13 protein-coding genes and 1 pseudogene are annotated in these 13,527 nt (G+C 37.3%); 6 read left to right on the top strand and 8 right to left on the bottom strand.

Going from position 1 to position 13,527, the window contains the following annotated elements:
• Positions 1-23: 23 nt before the first annotated feature.
• Entirely contained in the window at positions 24-404 is a 381-nt protein-coding gene (locus CWB78_RS07265) for a hypothetical protein (RefSeq protein WP_138570931.1), read from the top strand.
• Between the two features lie 41 nt (positions 405-445).
• Here the strand turns inward: CWB78_RS07265 and CWB78_RS07260 are convergent, their stop codons facing one another.
• Positions 446-2,554: a TonB-dependent siderophore receptor gene (locus CWB78_RS07260; protein WP_138594865.1), complete on the bottom strand. Its 2,109-nt coding sequence runs from the start codon at positions 2,552-2,554 to the stop codon at positions 446-448.
• A 246-nt stretch (positions 2,555-2,800) separates the two neighbouring features.
• Here CWB78_RS07260 and CWB78_RS07255 point away from each other — a divergent pair, with 246 nt between their 5' ends.
• Positions 2,801-3,538 carry a DUF4198 domain-containing protein gene (locus tag CWB78_RS07255; protein WP_138594863.1) on the top strand — a complete coding sequence of 246 codons (738 nt, stop codon included), beginning with the start codon at positions 2,801-2,803 and terminating at the stop codon, positions 3,536-3,538.
• Between the two features lie 287 nt (positions 3,539-3,825).
• Here CWB78_RS07255 and CWB78_RS07250 read toward each other — a convergent pair whose 3' ends face one another.
• The gene (locus CWB78_RS07250) at positions 3,826-4,251 is read right to left on the bottom strand and encodes an RrF2 family transcriptional regulator (protein ID WP_138594861.1); all 426 of its coding nucleotides are present in this window, start codon (positions 4,249-4,251) and stop codon (positions 3,826-3,828) included.
• Between the two features lie 120 nt (positions 4,252-4,371).
• Between CWB78_RS07250 and CWB78_RS07245 the strand changes: the two genes are divergently transcribed.
• Positions 4,372-5,268, top strand: coding sequence for an NAD(P)/FAD-dependent oxidoreductase (locus tag CWB78_RS07245; RefSeq protein ID WP_138594859.1), 897 nt, complete (start codon positions 4,372-4,374; stop codon positions 5,266-5,268).
• Between the two features lie 125 nt (positions 5,269-5,393).
• Positions 5,394-6,467, top strand: coding sequence for an NADH:flavin oxidoreductase (locus tag CWB78_RS07240; protein ID WP_138594857.1), 1,074 nt, complete (start codon positions 5,394-5,396; stop codon positions 6,465-6,467).
• A gap of 272 nt (positions 6,468-6,739) precedes the next feature.
• Here the strand turns inward: CWB78_RS07240 and CWB78_RS07235 are convergent.
• Together CWB78_RS07235 and CWB78_RS07230 are read right to left on the bottom strand one after the other, a co-directional pair.
• A pseudogene (locus CWB78_RS07235) lies at positions 6,740-6,913 on the bottom strand (VOC family protein); the annotation flags it as partial.
• A 21-nt stretch (positions 6,914-6,934) separates the two neighbouring features.
• Positions 6,935-7,909 carry a transposase gene (locus CWB78_RS07230; RefSeq protein ID WP_138594855.1) on the bottom strand — a complete coding sequence of 325 codons (975 nt, stop codon included), beginning with the start codon at positions 7,907-7,909 and terminating at the stop codon, positions 6,935-6,937.
• 61 nt (positions 7,910-7,970) lie between these two features.
• On the opposite strand from CWB78_RS07230, the gene CWB78_RS07225 reads away from it, so the two are divergent.
• The gene (locus tag CWB78_RS07225; protein WP_249930408.1) at positions 7,971-8,135 is read left to right on the top strand and encodes a hypothetical protein; all 165 of its coding nucleotides are present in this window, start codon (positions 7,971-7,973) and stop codon (positions 8,133-8,135) included.
• A 374-nt stretch (positions 8,136-8,509) separates the two neighbouring features.
• On the top strand, positions 8,510-10,153 hold the full coding sequence (locus CWB78_RS07220; RefSeq protein WP_138594853.1) for a methyl-accepting chemotaxis protein: 1,644 nt from the start codon (positions 8,510-8,512) through the stop codon (positions 10,151-10,153).
• A 205-nt stretch (positions 10,154-10,358) separates the two neighbouring features.
• On the opposite strand, the gene CWB78_RS07215 is transcribed toward CWB78_RS07220, so the two are convergent.
• The 4 genes from CWB78_RS07215 to CWB78_RS07200 all read right to left on the bottom strand — a co-directional run bounded on the left by CWB78_RS07215 (position 10,359) and on the right by CWB78_RS07200 (position 12,780).
• Positions 10,359-11,105: a CPBP family glutamic-type intramembrane protease gene (locus tag CWB78_RS07215; RefSeq protein WP_138594851.1), complete on the bottom strand. Its 747-nt coding sequence runs from the start codon at positions 11,103-11,105 to the stop codon at positions 10,359-10,361.
• 329 nt (positions 11,106-11,434) lie between these two features.
• Positions 11,435-11,842, bottom strand: coding sequence for a hypothetical protein (locus CWB78_RS07210; RefSeq protein ID WP_171040320.1), 408 nt, complete (start codon positions 11,840-11,842; stop codon positions 11,435-11,437).
• Between the two features lie 101 nt (positions 11,843-11,943).
• Positions 11,944-12,441 (bottom strand): hypothetical protein, encoded by a 498-nt coding sequence (locus CWB78_RS07205; protein ID WP_138594847.1) that lies wholly within the window; start codon positions 12,439-12,441, stop codon positions 11,944-11,946.
• Positions 12,442-12,453: 12 nt separating this feature from the next.
• The gene (locus tag CWB78_RS07200; RefSeq protein WP_028834407.1) at positions 12,454-12,780 is read right to left on the bottom strand and encodes a hypothetical protein; all 327 of its coding nucleotides are present in this window, start codon (positions 12,778-12,780) and stop codon (positions 12,454-12,456) included.
• Positions 12,781-13,527 lie beyond the last annotated feature (747 nt).

Genomic DNA, 13,527 nt, shown 5'->3' with positions numbered 1-13,527 from the left:
GCAATCAAGGCTACTCACGCATTATGACAACGACTTTTTTAAGTAAGCCACAGCAAGTCGCGCTGCAACAAGCACTGTTTAGCAGTAAGCTGTTAAACAGTGAGATAGTAACAAGTGATAACCCACCATCACAAAAGCAACAAGCCTATGGGCGTATAGCTGTAATGCTCTATCGCTTTAATTTACAAAAAATCAAATGGCCCTCTTTTTTAAAAACAGCTATAAACACTGCAAGCAATGAGTGCTCGTGGTTAACCCGTGAAATTATCAGATGCCAGCAAAGCTACAAAGCTCAACCTAATGACGCCTTAATAATTGAACAGAATGCATTTTTTAGTGGTATTTTTAGCGAAGAACTCGCCTACATTGACACTTTACTTGGAACAGAAGCACAGCCTGAGTAAAGTGATGGGGCAAGCATCTTTAAGCCTGCCCCAAGGGTAAGTTAAAAGTTATATTTTAAGCTCAGTTTATAATTGACTGGCTCACCTGGTTGAGTCCAAATTGCAGAGTAAGAATTTGAGTAATATTCTTTATCCAGCACGTTATTAATGTTCAGTTGTACAATCACATCTTCATTAACGTTGTAAGTTGCGAACAGGTTCACCAGTGTATACGAAGGTAAGTAGTACGTAGGGTCTATGGTTTCACCTAAGCGCTCCCCCTCATACTGAACAGCTATACCAACGCTTGCATTTAAATCGATTAAATCATTCAATTCTCTTTTAATACGTGCATTTGCACTGTGTTTAGGAATATTAAGTAAAGGGCTACCTTTTGGTAATTTTACCCACCAATCTGTATTAACCGTGTCGTTTGCTGTTTTTGCATCGGTGTAGGTATAGGCCAAATCAAATGAGGTGTGCTCTGTAATATAACCGTGTAAATCAAACTCAACGCCTTCGCTAGTTACCTCGCCTAACGCCGTCGACACGCCTGCTTGCAAATCTGTGGTCAACATATTGCTTTTTTCGGCGCTAAATACAGTAAAGCTACCATTTAGGGTATCGGTGCTAAATTTAACACCCGCCTCAATAGAGGTTGTTGATTCTGGCTCAAATGCATCACCATTTATATCGTAACCACTGTTTGGCCTAAAACCTTCAGAGTAACTGCTGTAATACTGTATATCGTCTGAGTAAGCATACACTAAGCCTACTCGTGGGCTAAATGTACTCTGATTGCTTTTAGACTGACTTTGATTAATATGATTATCTATTTGCTGATCAAACCAATCATAACGACCGCCCACTTGTACTTTCCACTGCTCAGTGACGTCGATTTGATCTTGAATGTAAATCCCGTAGCTGTGCTGTACTTCAGTGCTGTTGAATAAAAGTGAACCTTCGGGTGCTGTTTGCCCATACACGGGGTTATACATATTAATGGCATAGCGCGTATCTTCAAGCGTAGGGCGATATCTATACCAAAGTTTATCAAAATCAAACTTGCTGGCATCGGCACCTATTAATAAATGATGGGTAAACCCAGCAGCAGTAACGCTACCACTTAGCTCAGTGCGGGCTGAAATATTTTTAGTTTGAAAATCACGCTCGTTATGCTGCCGACTTAAAGTTTCGCCATCAGTAAAATAAACCTGCCTGCTAGGGGCGAGTTCAGCATCACTCGATTCGCTTATAAATTTAGAATCGCTATAGCTAAGCCCATTTAAAAGTGACCATTGCCCTATTTGATGCTCAAAAGTCAGTTGATGAGAAATCGCATCAACCTCTGTTGGTTTATCGCTTGGCTCACCTAAAAACGTTTCAATAGGTAATGCGTCTATCTTCCCGTCTAGGGCAACAATGCCACGGTCAAACGTCACACTCTGATCAACATACTCTAGTTCATAATTTAATTTTGTTGTGTCGGATATTAACCAAAGAATTGAAGGTGTGATCACCGTTTTTTTATTTTCGTGGTAGTCTCTAAAACCCTCACCGTCTTCAATTGCACCATTTACTCTAAAAGCGAGTTCATTGGTAATAGCATTAGTGTAGTCACCTTCAGCGCGATAACTCTGCCAGCTCCCTGCAGATACTTTCAAAGAGCCTTGTTCTTCAAACTGTGGCTTTTTAGTGATGATATTAATAGTACCGCCAGGCTCAGAGCGACCATAAAGAGCAGAGCCAGGCCCTTTCATCACTTCTACATAATCAATATTACTGGTATCGCGGGTACCGCTAAAACTTCGACCCGATGAAAAACCATTAATTAAAAAGCCTGAAGGAATATTCTCATCGCCTACTAAGCCACGTATTGCAAAGCTTTCCCACAATCCACCAAAATCATTTTGTTCAGAAATACTCGGCGTTAGATCAAATATATCTGTGAGTGTAGTCACTCCTGCGTCATCGAGGTTTTCTGCTGATATAAACTCAATACTTTGTGGTTGCTCGCTTAAGGGCACATCGCCACGAAAAGCTTGTCTAACACCCGTAACCGCTATTTTCTCTATGTTAGCTGACGCTGAAGCTGCGTATACAGAAGGTGCTAAAATGGTACTTATAGCAATTGATATGGCAGATATTTGGTATCGATTTATTAAGTTCATTCTATCTCTTAGATATCACGCAAGCTTAATCGGTTAAGTTTTTACTAAAATTTTTTTAGTAAAGCCGATTAAATAAACATGAAATACAAATGGTAATTATTGTTATTTGCAATAATATATAAATAGAATAAAAAGAGCTACCCTACAGCAACAAATTTTACAAAGTTATTAGAGGCTGTTTTTTCTTTTTGAATTAAACGTATTCAACATCGAAAAATAAATACCTCCTAAAATTTAGAGAAAAAAATGAAAATATTACCTTTCACCTGCATGGCATTAGTCACATCAATATCAAGCGCATACAGCGAACAAACACAGGCTCATGCAATATGGTTTGCAGAGCGCTCATCACAGTTGGCCTTTATATATGGCGAAGGCGCACAAGATTTAGATACCGTAAAACGACAAAATAAAATTAAAAGCATTACTGGCTATAACAAAAACTGGCAACAACAAAACGTAAAGCTTGTTGAGTCAGGGCCTATGATGCTACTAAATGATAAAACCGTTTATGCGGTTACTGGCATGCTCGATAATGGGTTGTGGAGTAAAACAAAGGAAGGTAAATGGTTTGCTAAAGGTCGAGATGCAATCCCCAATGCACTATTAAGCGAACATACTAAAAAGTACGCAGTACATTTACGTGGCCCGCTTACCCAAGTACCTGTGCTTAAAAATCAGCAATTGCAAATTCTTCCTGTAGGCGAAGAATTTTCAGATCAAAAAGGAGCTATGGTTAGTTACCGCATAACTTTCAATAGTAAAGCTGTTCAAGGTGCTAAAGTAATCAATGATTTAGTAAACGATCCAGATCAAGAAGCAATAGTTAGTAATGATGACGGCTTGGTCACATTGCCATTGCGTAACCAAGGCTTAAACGTAATAGCCGCAATCTACGACGAAAAAAGCACGAATTTAAATGTATTTGATAAAACCGAGCATTTAGCAACACTCTCATTTGTATTGCCCCACGCGGCAGAATAATAGTTAAAAAAGCTCGTTACCCACACTGATAAAACATGGGGGAAGGTGCTTTACTTTAAAAATATACGTGGCTAAAGCCCATTCCTACAAAAAGCGCAGATAGGGTAAGTGGCGCCCCTGTTTTGGCTCACCAAACCTACATTTAAAATCTCGAATAAGCTTTTTAATGTAGGTCGCGGATCTCTCTAGACAAAAATAGTTTCAGAGCTAACGAGTTAGCAAGCGACAAGCTAGCAAGTAAAAAAAACAGCCTCAGCTTTAGAAACTTTCTTAATAAAACCAAAACGTTAAACCTTCGACTCACCTTCAAAGTTTTTTGCGAGTGATTCTATTGTTATCTCTTTAAAACGCGTTAGCATCAAAGTTTCTGCTTCACTCATCACTCCATCAAGTGAGGAGTTTACTGCTTTTTCAATTGGGCAGTTCGTATGTTCATCTGTTAAGCCTATGGTAAACAATGAACCTTCTCCAACCACTTTATAGATATCAAAAAGCGTTATATCAGATAAAGGCTTAATTAAACTCCAGCCACCATTATGGCCTTTTACTGACGTTACATACCCAGCTTCTTTAAGTAGCGCCATAGTGCGTCGGACAACTACAGGATTTGTTTGTAGCATTTTGCCTAGCTTTTCCGAGGTGACTGCTTTTTCCAAAAAATGAATATGAATGATCGCATGTAATATGCGAGATAAACGGCTGTCTTTTCTCATTTTATTAGCTCGATTTGTCAATTATCGCCATCCTATCATGAAACCTTTAAAGTTACATGTATTGCCAGCGCGCAATCTTTATGTAACTATTGATGTTACGTAAAGAGCTAAGGAAATATAATGGAAACTGAAGTTGTTATAATAGGTGGTAGTTTTGCCGGTCTCGCAGCAGCTATGCAATTAGTGCGTGGCCGCAGAAAAGTGGTAGTGATAGATGCAGGAAAACCGAGAAATCGCTTTGCCTCTCACTCTCATGGTATATTTTGTTTAGACGGTAAATCACCACAAGAAATAAAAACAACAGCATTATCCCAGTTACAGCAATATCCCACGTTTACTTTTTTGGAAGCACAAGTAATAAATGTTGAAGATAATGCTCAAAATGGTTTTTTAGTTCGCATGACTGAAAAGAGTATTGTTGCCAAGAAACTCATTCTCGCATCAGGCGTGCAGGATGAACTGCCTAATATTCCCGGACTTTTGAAGTATTGGGGTAAGTCTGTGATCCATTGCCCCTATTGCCACGGTTATGAATTATCAAACCGAGAACTTGGCGTACTTTCAAGCCATCCTTTATCTGCACATCAAGCAGCAATGATCCCCGATTGGGGGCCCACAACACTATTTACCCAAGGAAATTTTATGCCAGATGATAAGCAATTAGCCTTGCTGACTAAACGTGGGGTAAAAATAGAAAACATACCTATCACACACATAAATGGTGATGGCAAAAACATTACATCGGTCGCACTTTCCGATGGCTCTGAACGAGCAATGCAAGGCTTATATGTTGCACCTAAAATAAGCGCAAACAACCCCATTGTGAAGGCCTTAAACTGTGAATTAGAAGAGTCACCTCAAGGCGAAATAATAAAAGTGAATGAATTTAAGCAAACCTCTGTAAATAACGTATATGCAGCAGGAGACATGTCCAATCCTATGCAAAATGGCACGTTAGCCATTACATCTGGTGTCATGGCTGGCATAAGCGTGCATCAATCCTTGATGTTTGATTGAACATAACCTTATGCTGATCAAAGAGATGGCCAGTGTTTATTTTTTCGCTACATAATAGGCCTAAAATAAAATCACTGTTTAAGCCCCATTAACTATAGTCTACAACGATAAAGGATAAACAAAAGATGCTCCATCCTAGTTCAGAAATTACCTTTAAAAATGGTGTTACTATGCCAAATCGATTTATGTTAGCGCCATTAACTAACAGTCAAAGTTATGATGATGGCAAATTATCTGAAGATGAATACCGTTGGTTAACCATGCGTGCCGAAGGCGGTTTTGGCCTCACTATGACTTGTGCCTCACACGTACAGTTTGTTGGCAAGGGGTTTCCCGGGCAATTAGGCATTTATGATGACACCCATATTGAAGGCCACACACGACTGGCAGCAGCGATTAAAGCCAACAACAGTTTAGCTATTTTACAATTGCACCATGGCGGTATGCGTTCTCCAGAGGAGCAAATAAAACAGCACCCAGTTTCTGTATCGGATGTTAGCAAGCATAACGCACGCGGACTATCATTACATGAAGTGCAGCAGTTGCGTGATGATTTTATTGCAGCAGCCGTGCGGGGCCAAAAAAGTGGTTACGATGGCGTAGAAGTGCATGGCGCGCATGGATATATTTTAACCCAGTTTTTAAGCGCCGAAATTAATAAACGAAGCGACCAATACGGCGGTAGTTTATCCAATAGAGCTCGGCTACTATTTGAAATAGTAGATGGTATAAGAGAAGCTTGTGGCATTAATTTTTTATTGGGAGTGCGTTTATCTCCCGAACGTTTTGGTATGCAGTTGAACGAAGTGAAAGACGTTTGCGAGCAACTAATTAACCAACACAATATCGATTTTTTAGATATATCGCTGTGGGATGTTTTTAAACAGCCTGAAGATGCTGCATTTCGAAACAAAAGCCTACTGCAACATTTTACCGACATCGATTATAAAGACGTAAAACTCACCGTTGCAGGAAAAATTAATTCAGGTAGTGATGTACAAACCGTTTTAGATGCGGGTGCTGACTTTGTTACTATTGGACGTTCCGCAATTTTACACCACAACTTTCCTAAACTAGTTATCGCCAATCCTGATTTTAAACCCACTCCACTGCCTGTAAGTGAGGCGCATTTAAAGAAAGAAGGTTTAAGCAAAAAGTTTTTGACTTACATGAAAAACTGGGATGGTTTTGTAGCTTAAACACAAAGCAAGGAGGCATCATAATATAACTAGGGATAGAGTTTTAACTATCAATAAGTAATATATGTAAATCATTAGGATAGTTAAAAATTGTAGAGAATTCATGGCATTTCATGAGCTGATAAATCGCCAAACATCACAGATGAACGTGTGCCATGAATGCAAATACTATCTTGAACAATGCTCTGTGAATCTGCTTCGCTCATAGCTGTCTTCAGATGAAATATAAACCTATTTTTCAAAACTGTAGAGCAGCTATGAGCCACTATAATTTATGCGTCTTCTTCTTTACTGATCAGATCAACCATGCGTTGACTAATCTCGTCATCGCTGAGATCTTCTTTATGAGTGCCTATTGTCCATACATGGCCAAATGGGTCTTGTAATGTACCGGCCCTATCACCGTAAAATTGGTCATGTACTGGGCGTATTTCTTTACCACCTACAACCAAAAGAACCAAAAGGGGTCAAATCTTGACTTCAGACATCAAACAATCTCGAAGTTTTTCTAATTGCAATTCAACCTTCTTATCTTCAATCATTAATGCATTTAATCTACCGACAGTTTTTGATATCGCCGAATAGTGTTTAACATTAAAAACATCTGCTAATGCCTGCAAATTTAATCCCGTTAAATCTTGGCATAATTTTATAGCAAACCAGCGTGGTAAATTTTTCTCTTTTCGCCCCTTTTTAACCGTTATAATCTCATCAACTTCAACATTAAAGTGTTTAGCTAAGTAAGCTATAACATCATCTGCTGAGCGTTTTTTACTAACAAGCTTTCTTTCGCTATCTGATTTAGCAATATAGTCTTTTATGTTTTCAATAAAGTCCTCACAACCCAAAACCAACAATAACTTTTTAGCACTATAAAAAGCGCTTATTTCTTTATTGTTTTCATATTCAACAAATTGCTTATAAGCAGCATATTTACGCTTTTTGCCTTGCAGCGAAAATATAAAGCCTCGGACTAGCCATTTAGGCGTCGCTCCCCTTTTAATGAAAGCTGGATAACTAGACCATTTATACTTAGCAAGCTCTTCTACCAACGGTATGTTCGTTTCAATTGGGTTACGATGAATATACCGACTAACATGCAATAAATAGTTATCAGCATCCACCAGCACCGCTTTGTAGCGCCCTCGAAACAGCGCACCATCGGTGTTATGTACTCTATTAAAGTATTGGGTGTAAAGGCCATTAATATGCTTCATGGCTCGGCCTAAATTTGCATCAGGGGTTTTGATTAGCAGGTGGTAATGATTGGTCATTAAACAATATGAATGCACTTCAATATTAAAGCGAAGGCCTGCTTGCTCAATGCAATATAAAAAATATTTAAAGTCGTCATCACTCAAAAAGGTATTTTCACGCCCTCTTCCACGATTCATTACGTGATAAAACGCATTTTCATACTCTATTCGCAGAGGCCTAGACATAGTAATTCACTCAATGAGTAGTAAACTATAAATCTAGACCTTTGATGTCTGAAGTCAAGATTTGACCCCTTTGGTTCATGACGGCTTGGTCACATTGCCATTGCGTAACCAAGGCTTAAACGTAATAGCCGCAATCTACGACGAAAAAAGCACGAATTTAAATGTATTTGATAAAACCGAGCATTTAGCCACACTCTCATTTGTTTTACCCCATGCGGCAGAGTAAACGTTAAATACAGTCAAGTCAGCTCAATTCCTTACTCGCTGGCTGACTTTTCATTCTCAATTATCACTGTTTAGCCCTAAGCGGTGATAATTTAAAAAGTAGTCTTGAAAACCTAACTATTTAATAAAAAAGAAAAAACACCCCAAAACATCACACTTTTATTTATAAAATATTAATCATTAAAGTCGGGGAATTATAATAAATAAAGTTCATAACTCTCTCGTCTATCAAAAATAACAAAATTAATCTGATTAAAAACCAACCTTTATTTATTAAATTTTTGTTCTACAGTTTATTAATTAGTGGTGCTACAACGAACCTGTTATTTTTCAAAGATACAAGTCGATAAATGGACTGCCAAAAGGAATTTAAAAATGCTCTCAAATTTAAATCAAATTGGTTTCACTTCAATTAAAGCAAAATTATTAGCGAGTTTTAGTCTAATAATCATCATGCTAATTGTTACTGCTGGGATTGGTATATATAACCTTTCCATAATGAATGATCAAATGAGTAAAATAATTAATGTTTCAGCTGAAAAAGTAAAACTGGCAGCTAGAGTCAATCAAGGCGCTTTAGCTGTATCTCGAGCTGAAAAAAATATAATTTTGGCAGACTCAAAAGCAGCCATGGATGAATACGCCGACTTCATAGCTCAAACGCGAGATGAAATGCTAGAGCGACGTGCAACTCTTCGCAATTTAGTCAATGACAACGGCAAACGTTTACTCGATGAATTTGCCGCGACATGGGATGAATATATTGAGGTAAATCTTCAAATTCGTGATCTAGCAAGAGCTGATTTAAACGACAAAGCAATAGTCTTATCTAAAAATGAAGGCAGGAGGCTAAACGATTTAGCCATTTCTCAAATGGCTAATTTAGTAAATGCAATCGAACAAGATATGGCAAATGACGAGTTAGAAGCTCAAGCACGGCACTCCTCTGCATATAGCTTAATGCTTGTCATTACCCTTACAGGCTTAATCGCAGGTATTGTTATTGCCATTTTTATCTCTTCGAGAATTACCGGCGCACTTAATCGCCTTTCACATAGAATGAACGATATTGCCGATGGCGAAGGTGATTTAACCGTAACAGTCGACGATTCATCAAAAGATGAAACCGGCGACGTTGCCCGCGCATTTAATAAATTTGTTGCTAAAATTCGCACCACAATAACCTCAGTGGCATCTGAAACCACTCAGGTTGCATCAACTTCCGAAGAGCTTTCAATAGTTAGTAACACCACAAGTGCAGCAGTTAAAAAGCTGCATGATGAAACGCAACAAGTTGCCACCGCGATGACGCAAATGAATGCAACAATTCAAGACGTTGCAAATAGCGCAGAAAATGCAGCCAGTTCAGCAAGTGATTCAAATAATAATGCTAAAGCCGGTGAAAGCATGGTGAACGAAACAGTTCACGCGGTTGATAACCTTACTAAAGAAATTAATCAATCCGCCTCTGCAATTGAAAAGCTACAAGCCGACAGCGAAAATATAAGTACCATATTAGATGTTATTAAAGGCGTATCTGAACAAACAAACTTATTGGCATTAAATGCCGCCATTGAAGCCGCAAGAGCGGGTGAGCAAGGCCGAGGTTTTGCAGTAGTTGCTGATGAAGTAAGAACCTTAGCACAACGAACTAAAGAGTCGGCCACCAACATAGAACAAATGATCGATAAGTTTCAATCCGGAATATTAACCGCCATTGAGGTAATGACCAAAAGCCAACAACAAACAGACTTAGTTGTTGAAAAAGTGAGTAAAACAGGTGAAACCCTGCGAACAATCAATGACTACAGCAGCGCAATTAATGATATGAACGCGCAAATAGCCTCAGCCGCTGAGCAACAGGCCGTGGTTGCAGATGAGATCAGCCGCAACGTTGTTAATATTAAACAAGTAACAGAGCAATCATCAGCTGCAACTGAGCAAACATCAACAGCAAGTAACGAAATGGCAATACTAGGCAATAACTTATTAAAATTGGTACAACAGTTTAAAGTGTAAGTACTGGGCTTCTCATGCTTTCAAGCTGAGTAGTGTTCGGCAGCAAATTTAGCAGTGCAAAGCACTAAAAGCATAGGTAATAAAAGGAGCTCAAATTGCAGGCATGAATGACTTGTGGTCACCTGCAAATGAGCCCTTTTGGCTGCTGCCGGTGAGGAGGTAAAAACTTACACAAGATTTTACCTCTCTTAAATTAAACTTTTAATTAGATTAGCTGCCCAACAAAGTTAACACTATTATGGGCTAAAATAGGAAACACCAAACTCCCTGTGCGCTCTCTTAGCCAAAGTAAAATAAAGCCGTAGCAGCCTGTTAATAAAATAGCGGGGAAAGAAAAGTGCCACTCTCCACCATTAAACATAACCCCATGAACTAGTCCAAATAACACCACTAAGAGCAACCCTGCAATGTTAATTGACGCACCACCTAAATTATAGCGTTCAGATATGATTGCCAAAGATATACAAAATAAAAGAATCCCTCTAAACATTGGCTCCTCATCAAAGCCTGGCATTGTTGCCTGATAAAGTAAGGTTTCTAAATCGTAATTAGGTTCACCACTCCAAAATAGTGATACAACTATCTGTAAAATGATAAACAAGCACATAACTGTAAAAGCGGGTTTTATAGAGTTTTCATTTTGCCTAAAAGTAAAACCAGCATCCGCAATACGAAAGTTAGCTTTAAATTTAACTAAAGCCAATAGTACGACTAACCAAAGGATTATTGCCGCTACTTTTCCAGACCAATTCCACGACATATCAGGAAAAAGCATATCCAAGGGGATAACCTTTCCACCTTTAAACAAAGCAAAAAAGTAGCAAACTAAAATACCTAACGAAATCAAAGACCACATTAGATTTAAATCAACTTTTTTAAGTGCTTTTAATATCAAAACTAAAACTAATATAACGCCGACATTTGCAAATAAACCTATAAATAGATCTTCCATGAATACCTCTTTTATTAAAGGCTATTTCTAGCACTTATTTTATTATTGTTTTAAGTAGTAACTAATACTAATCCTAAATTAGATACTATTAAACAATTAGTTATAAAAGAGGTAAGCACTCTAGGTGCAAACAGGATGTTTATAGCAATTAATACTTATATGTAGTTTTGGGGTGGGTATATTTAAAACCAAATGGGTGACCCCTTTCGTTCCTTTTATTCCTAAAACAAGAGGTATAACCCTTTGGTTTTTAAAACTAATCGAAAATAAAACCTTAAAAAATATTCTAAATTAATTTGTAATGTAGTTTTATTAAATTTGTTTTTTATTTAAAGATACTGCTTTGCCTTTGTACATGTAAGCTTAGGTAATGGAAGTTTACTCACTTTGTCTGAGCATAACTTATTTAAAAAATTGACTGCAAAGCGTTCGCACCTTGACAAAGTATACAACTCATATTCCTCAGTAACACCAAGCGCAGATTGATAACTCAACTGATCAAAGTATTCATTAGTGCCTAAAGCAATAACATCTTTCTCAGTCTCTGCAGATGAGTGATAGATTTTACCTAGTAAATCATTGGTAAAATCAACAATCGTATTACTTTCAGATAAATCATTCTTAAGTGAACAAACACTAAGATAAGGTGTCGCTTTGCCTACATCAAAATATAAATCATTTCCTGCCGCCAATTGACTAAAAAATATAGTGCTCAAAAAACAAAAAGGTTTAACCAATCCCACCTTATATTTCTCCATATATTACGTAGATTATATATTCTCAAAAATTCACAGCGACTAATAATCTAATATTTGCTGATTCTGTTGGAGATTATGATTTAGAGCTGGCTTTTTAAGTATTCCATTTGCTTTTTTTGCCGTCTTTTAAGCCTTTTAATAACATTAACACTCACCTTTAAATACTTACTTTTAAAAAGTAGCAATATAAATGAATTAAAAATCATAAATAAAAATGAAAGTTCTAAACCATTAAATAAACGTTCATTTTTTTGCTCAAATATTAAACCTAAAATATAAACTAGAGACACAGCTATAGAGCACCCAGCAACTAAGCGGTAAACTTTAATAACCCAGCTTCTACCTGTAGATATGAGCGCCCCAAGAAAGATAAACACACATATGCCAATAAAAAAACCGATAACCCTAGGCCCAAGTTCATTTATAGCATCGTAAGGCCAAAGCATAACTAACATTGTAAATGTTAATGATGAGTAGCTAATAACACTTGATACTATCGCTAAAGCACAAGCTAAACTGTACTTTAATTTTAATATTGAATGACTCTGTAAGCTAGTAGCTCTCATTTCACTGACCATCACCTAAAGCCATTATTCAAATAATACAGATGAAAACATTAATAGTGCGCAAAGCATAAAAATTACAAAATATACTTTAAATAATCTCGAGACGTGAGCTGGTACCTTGTTTCTATCACTTAATAAATTATACCGTTTTGCATACCAATCAAATAAAAATACACTGCCATAATGAAGTAAACCATGAAGCGCCATAAAAATATTTAGGGAATAGTAGCGATTTCCATGCTCTAAAATATCTTCAACCGTTCTGAGCTTTTTTGCTTTTAAATAAAAAGCTAAAGGTAAAAGAATGATAAAAATAACACTTAAGCCAACACCAAAAAATATCAAATCCATTATTTAATCAACAAAAAAGAAAAGCAGTTAATCTAAACAAAGTAGGCCATTAAGCATGCTAATAAAAACATAAGGCTAAATGTTATAAACAAAATATAATAAAGCTTAAACCACATCTGCAAATTTTTGGGTACCTTTTCTCTCTCCTCTATTACCTTATAACGCCTAGCATACCAATCGAATAGAAATATAGAACCGTAGTGCAATGCTCCGCTACCAGCAGTTATGATATTTAATGAGTAAAAACGATTTCCATCATCTAGAACATCCTCTACCAACCGTGTTTTTTTATCTTTTATAGCTATTAACATTGGTAATATTATAAAAAAGAAAAGACCCGCAGATGTAAGAAACAGAGTTAAAAACCACAACTTAATAGGCTCCATTACTTTTCAACAACCTCATATATTAACTCGCCTGCAACCCCTCCAGAATAACCTCCACTAACGCCTAATCCAGCACCTTTGGCTTTGTCTCAACATACTTAGCCTTGGTACAAGTTTGCTCATTTCCTTCTGTGTATGCTTTTACAATCTTTGTATTGGCCTAAACACCTGTCAGCGAAGTTCCAATATGGCCCAGACCTTTTTAGGTTTTTGGCCATATTTAAAATGAGTTTAAATGATGAGAACACTTGGTTTTTGAATAAAAAGATCAAGAAAACACAGCTGCCTGCTTGACCGGAACATTCTAATGGGTGACCCCTTTCGTTTGAAACAGAAGCTAAAATAGTAAAACAAATGAAGG

The sequence above is a fragment of the Pseudoalteromonas sp. S1612 genome, from assembly GCF_005887175.1.
Lineage (GTDB): Bacteria > Pseudomonadota > Gammaproteobacteria > Enterobacterales > Alteromonadaceae > Pseudoalteromonas > Pseudoalteromonas undina.
The sequence above is the reverse complement of the archived record's forward strand: the minus strand, read 5'-3'. Positions and strand labels throughout refer to the sequence as shown.

What these genes read in the sequence shown, in the direction of transcription:
- CWB78_RS07265 (WP_138570931.1), top strand. Translation starts at nt 24, where the DNA reads ATGACAACGACTTTTTTAAGTAAGCCACAGCAAGTCGCGCTGCAACAA.
- CWB78_RS07260 (WP_138594865.1), bottom strand. Translation starts at nt 2,554, where the DNA reads ATGAACTTAATAAATCGATACCAAATATCTGCCATATCAATTGCTATA.
- CWB78_RS07255 (WP_138594863.1), top strand. Translation starts at nt 2,801, where the DNA reads ATGAAAATATTACCTTTCACCTGCATGGCATTAGTCACATCAATATCA.
- CWB78_RS07250 (WP_138594861.1), bottom strand. Translation starts at nt 4,251, where the DNA reads ATGAGAAAAGACAGCCGTTTATCTCGCATATTACATGCGATCATTCAT.
- CWB78_RS07245 (WP_138594859.1), top strand. Translation starts at nt 4,372, where the DNA reads ATGGAAACTGAAGTTGTTATAATAGGTGGTAGTTTTGCCGGTCTCGCA.
- CWB78_RS07240 (WP_138594857.1), top strand. Translation starts at nt 5,394, where the DNA reads ATGCTCCATCCTAGTTCAGAAATTACCTTTAAAAATGGTGTTACTATG.
- CWB78_RS07230 (WP_138594855.1), bottom strand. Translation starts at nt 7,909, where the DNA reads ATGTCTAGGCCTCTGCGAATAGAGTATGAAAATGCGTTTTATCACGTA.
- CWB78_RS07220 (WP_138594853.1), top strand. Translation starts at nt 8,510, where the DNA reads ATGCTCTCAAATTTAAATCAAATTGGTTTCACTTCAATTAAAGCAAAA.
- CWB78_RS07215 (WP_138594851.1), bottom strand. Translation starts at nt 11,105, where the DNA reads ATGGAAGATCTATTTATAGGTTTATTTGCAAATGTCGGCGTTATATTA.
- CWB78_RS07205 (WP_138594847.1), bottom strand. Translation starts at nt 12,441, where the DNA reads ATGGTCAGTGAAATGAGAGCTACTAGCTTACAGAGTCATTCAATATTA.
- CWB78_RS07200 (WP_028834407.1), bottom strand. Translation starts at nt 12,780, where the DNA reads ATGGATTTGATATTTTTTGGTGTTGGCTTAAGTGTTATTTTTATCATT.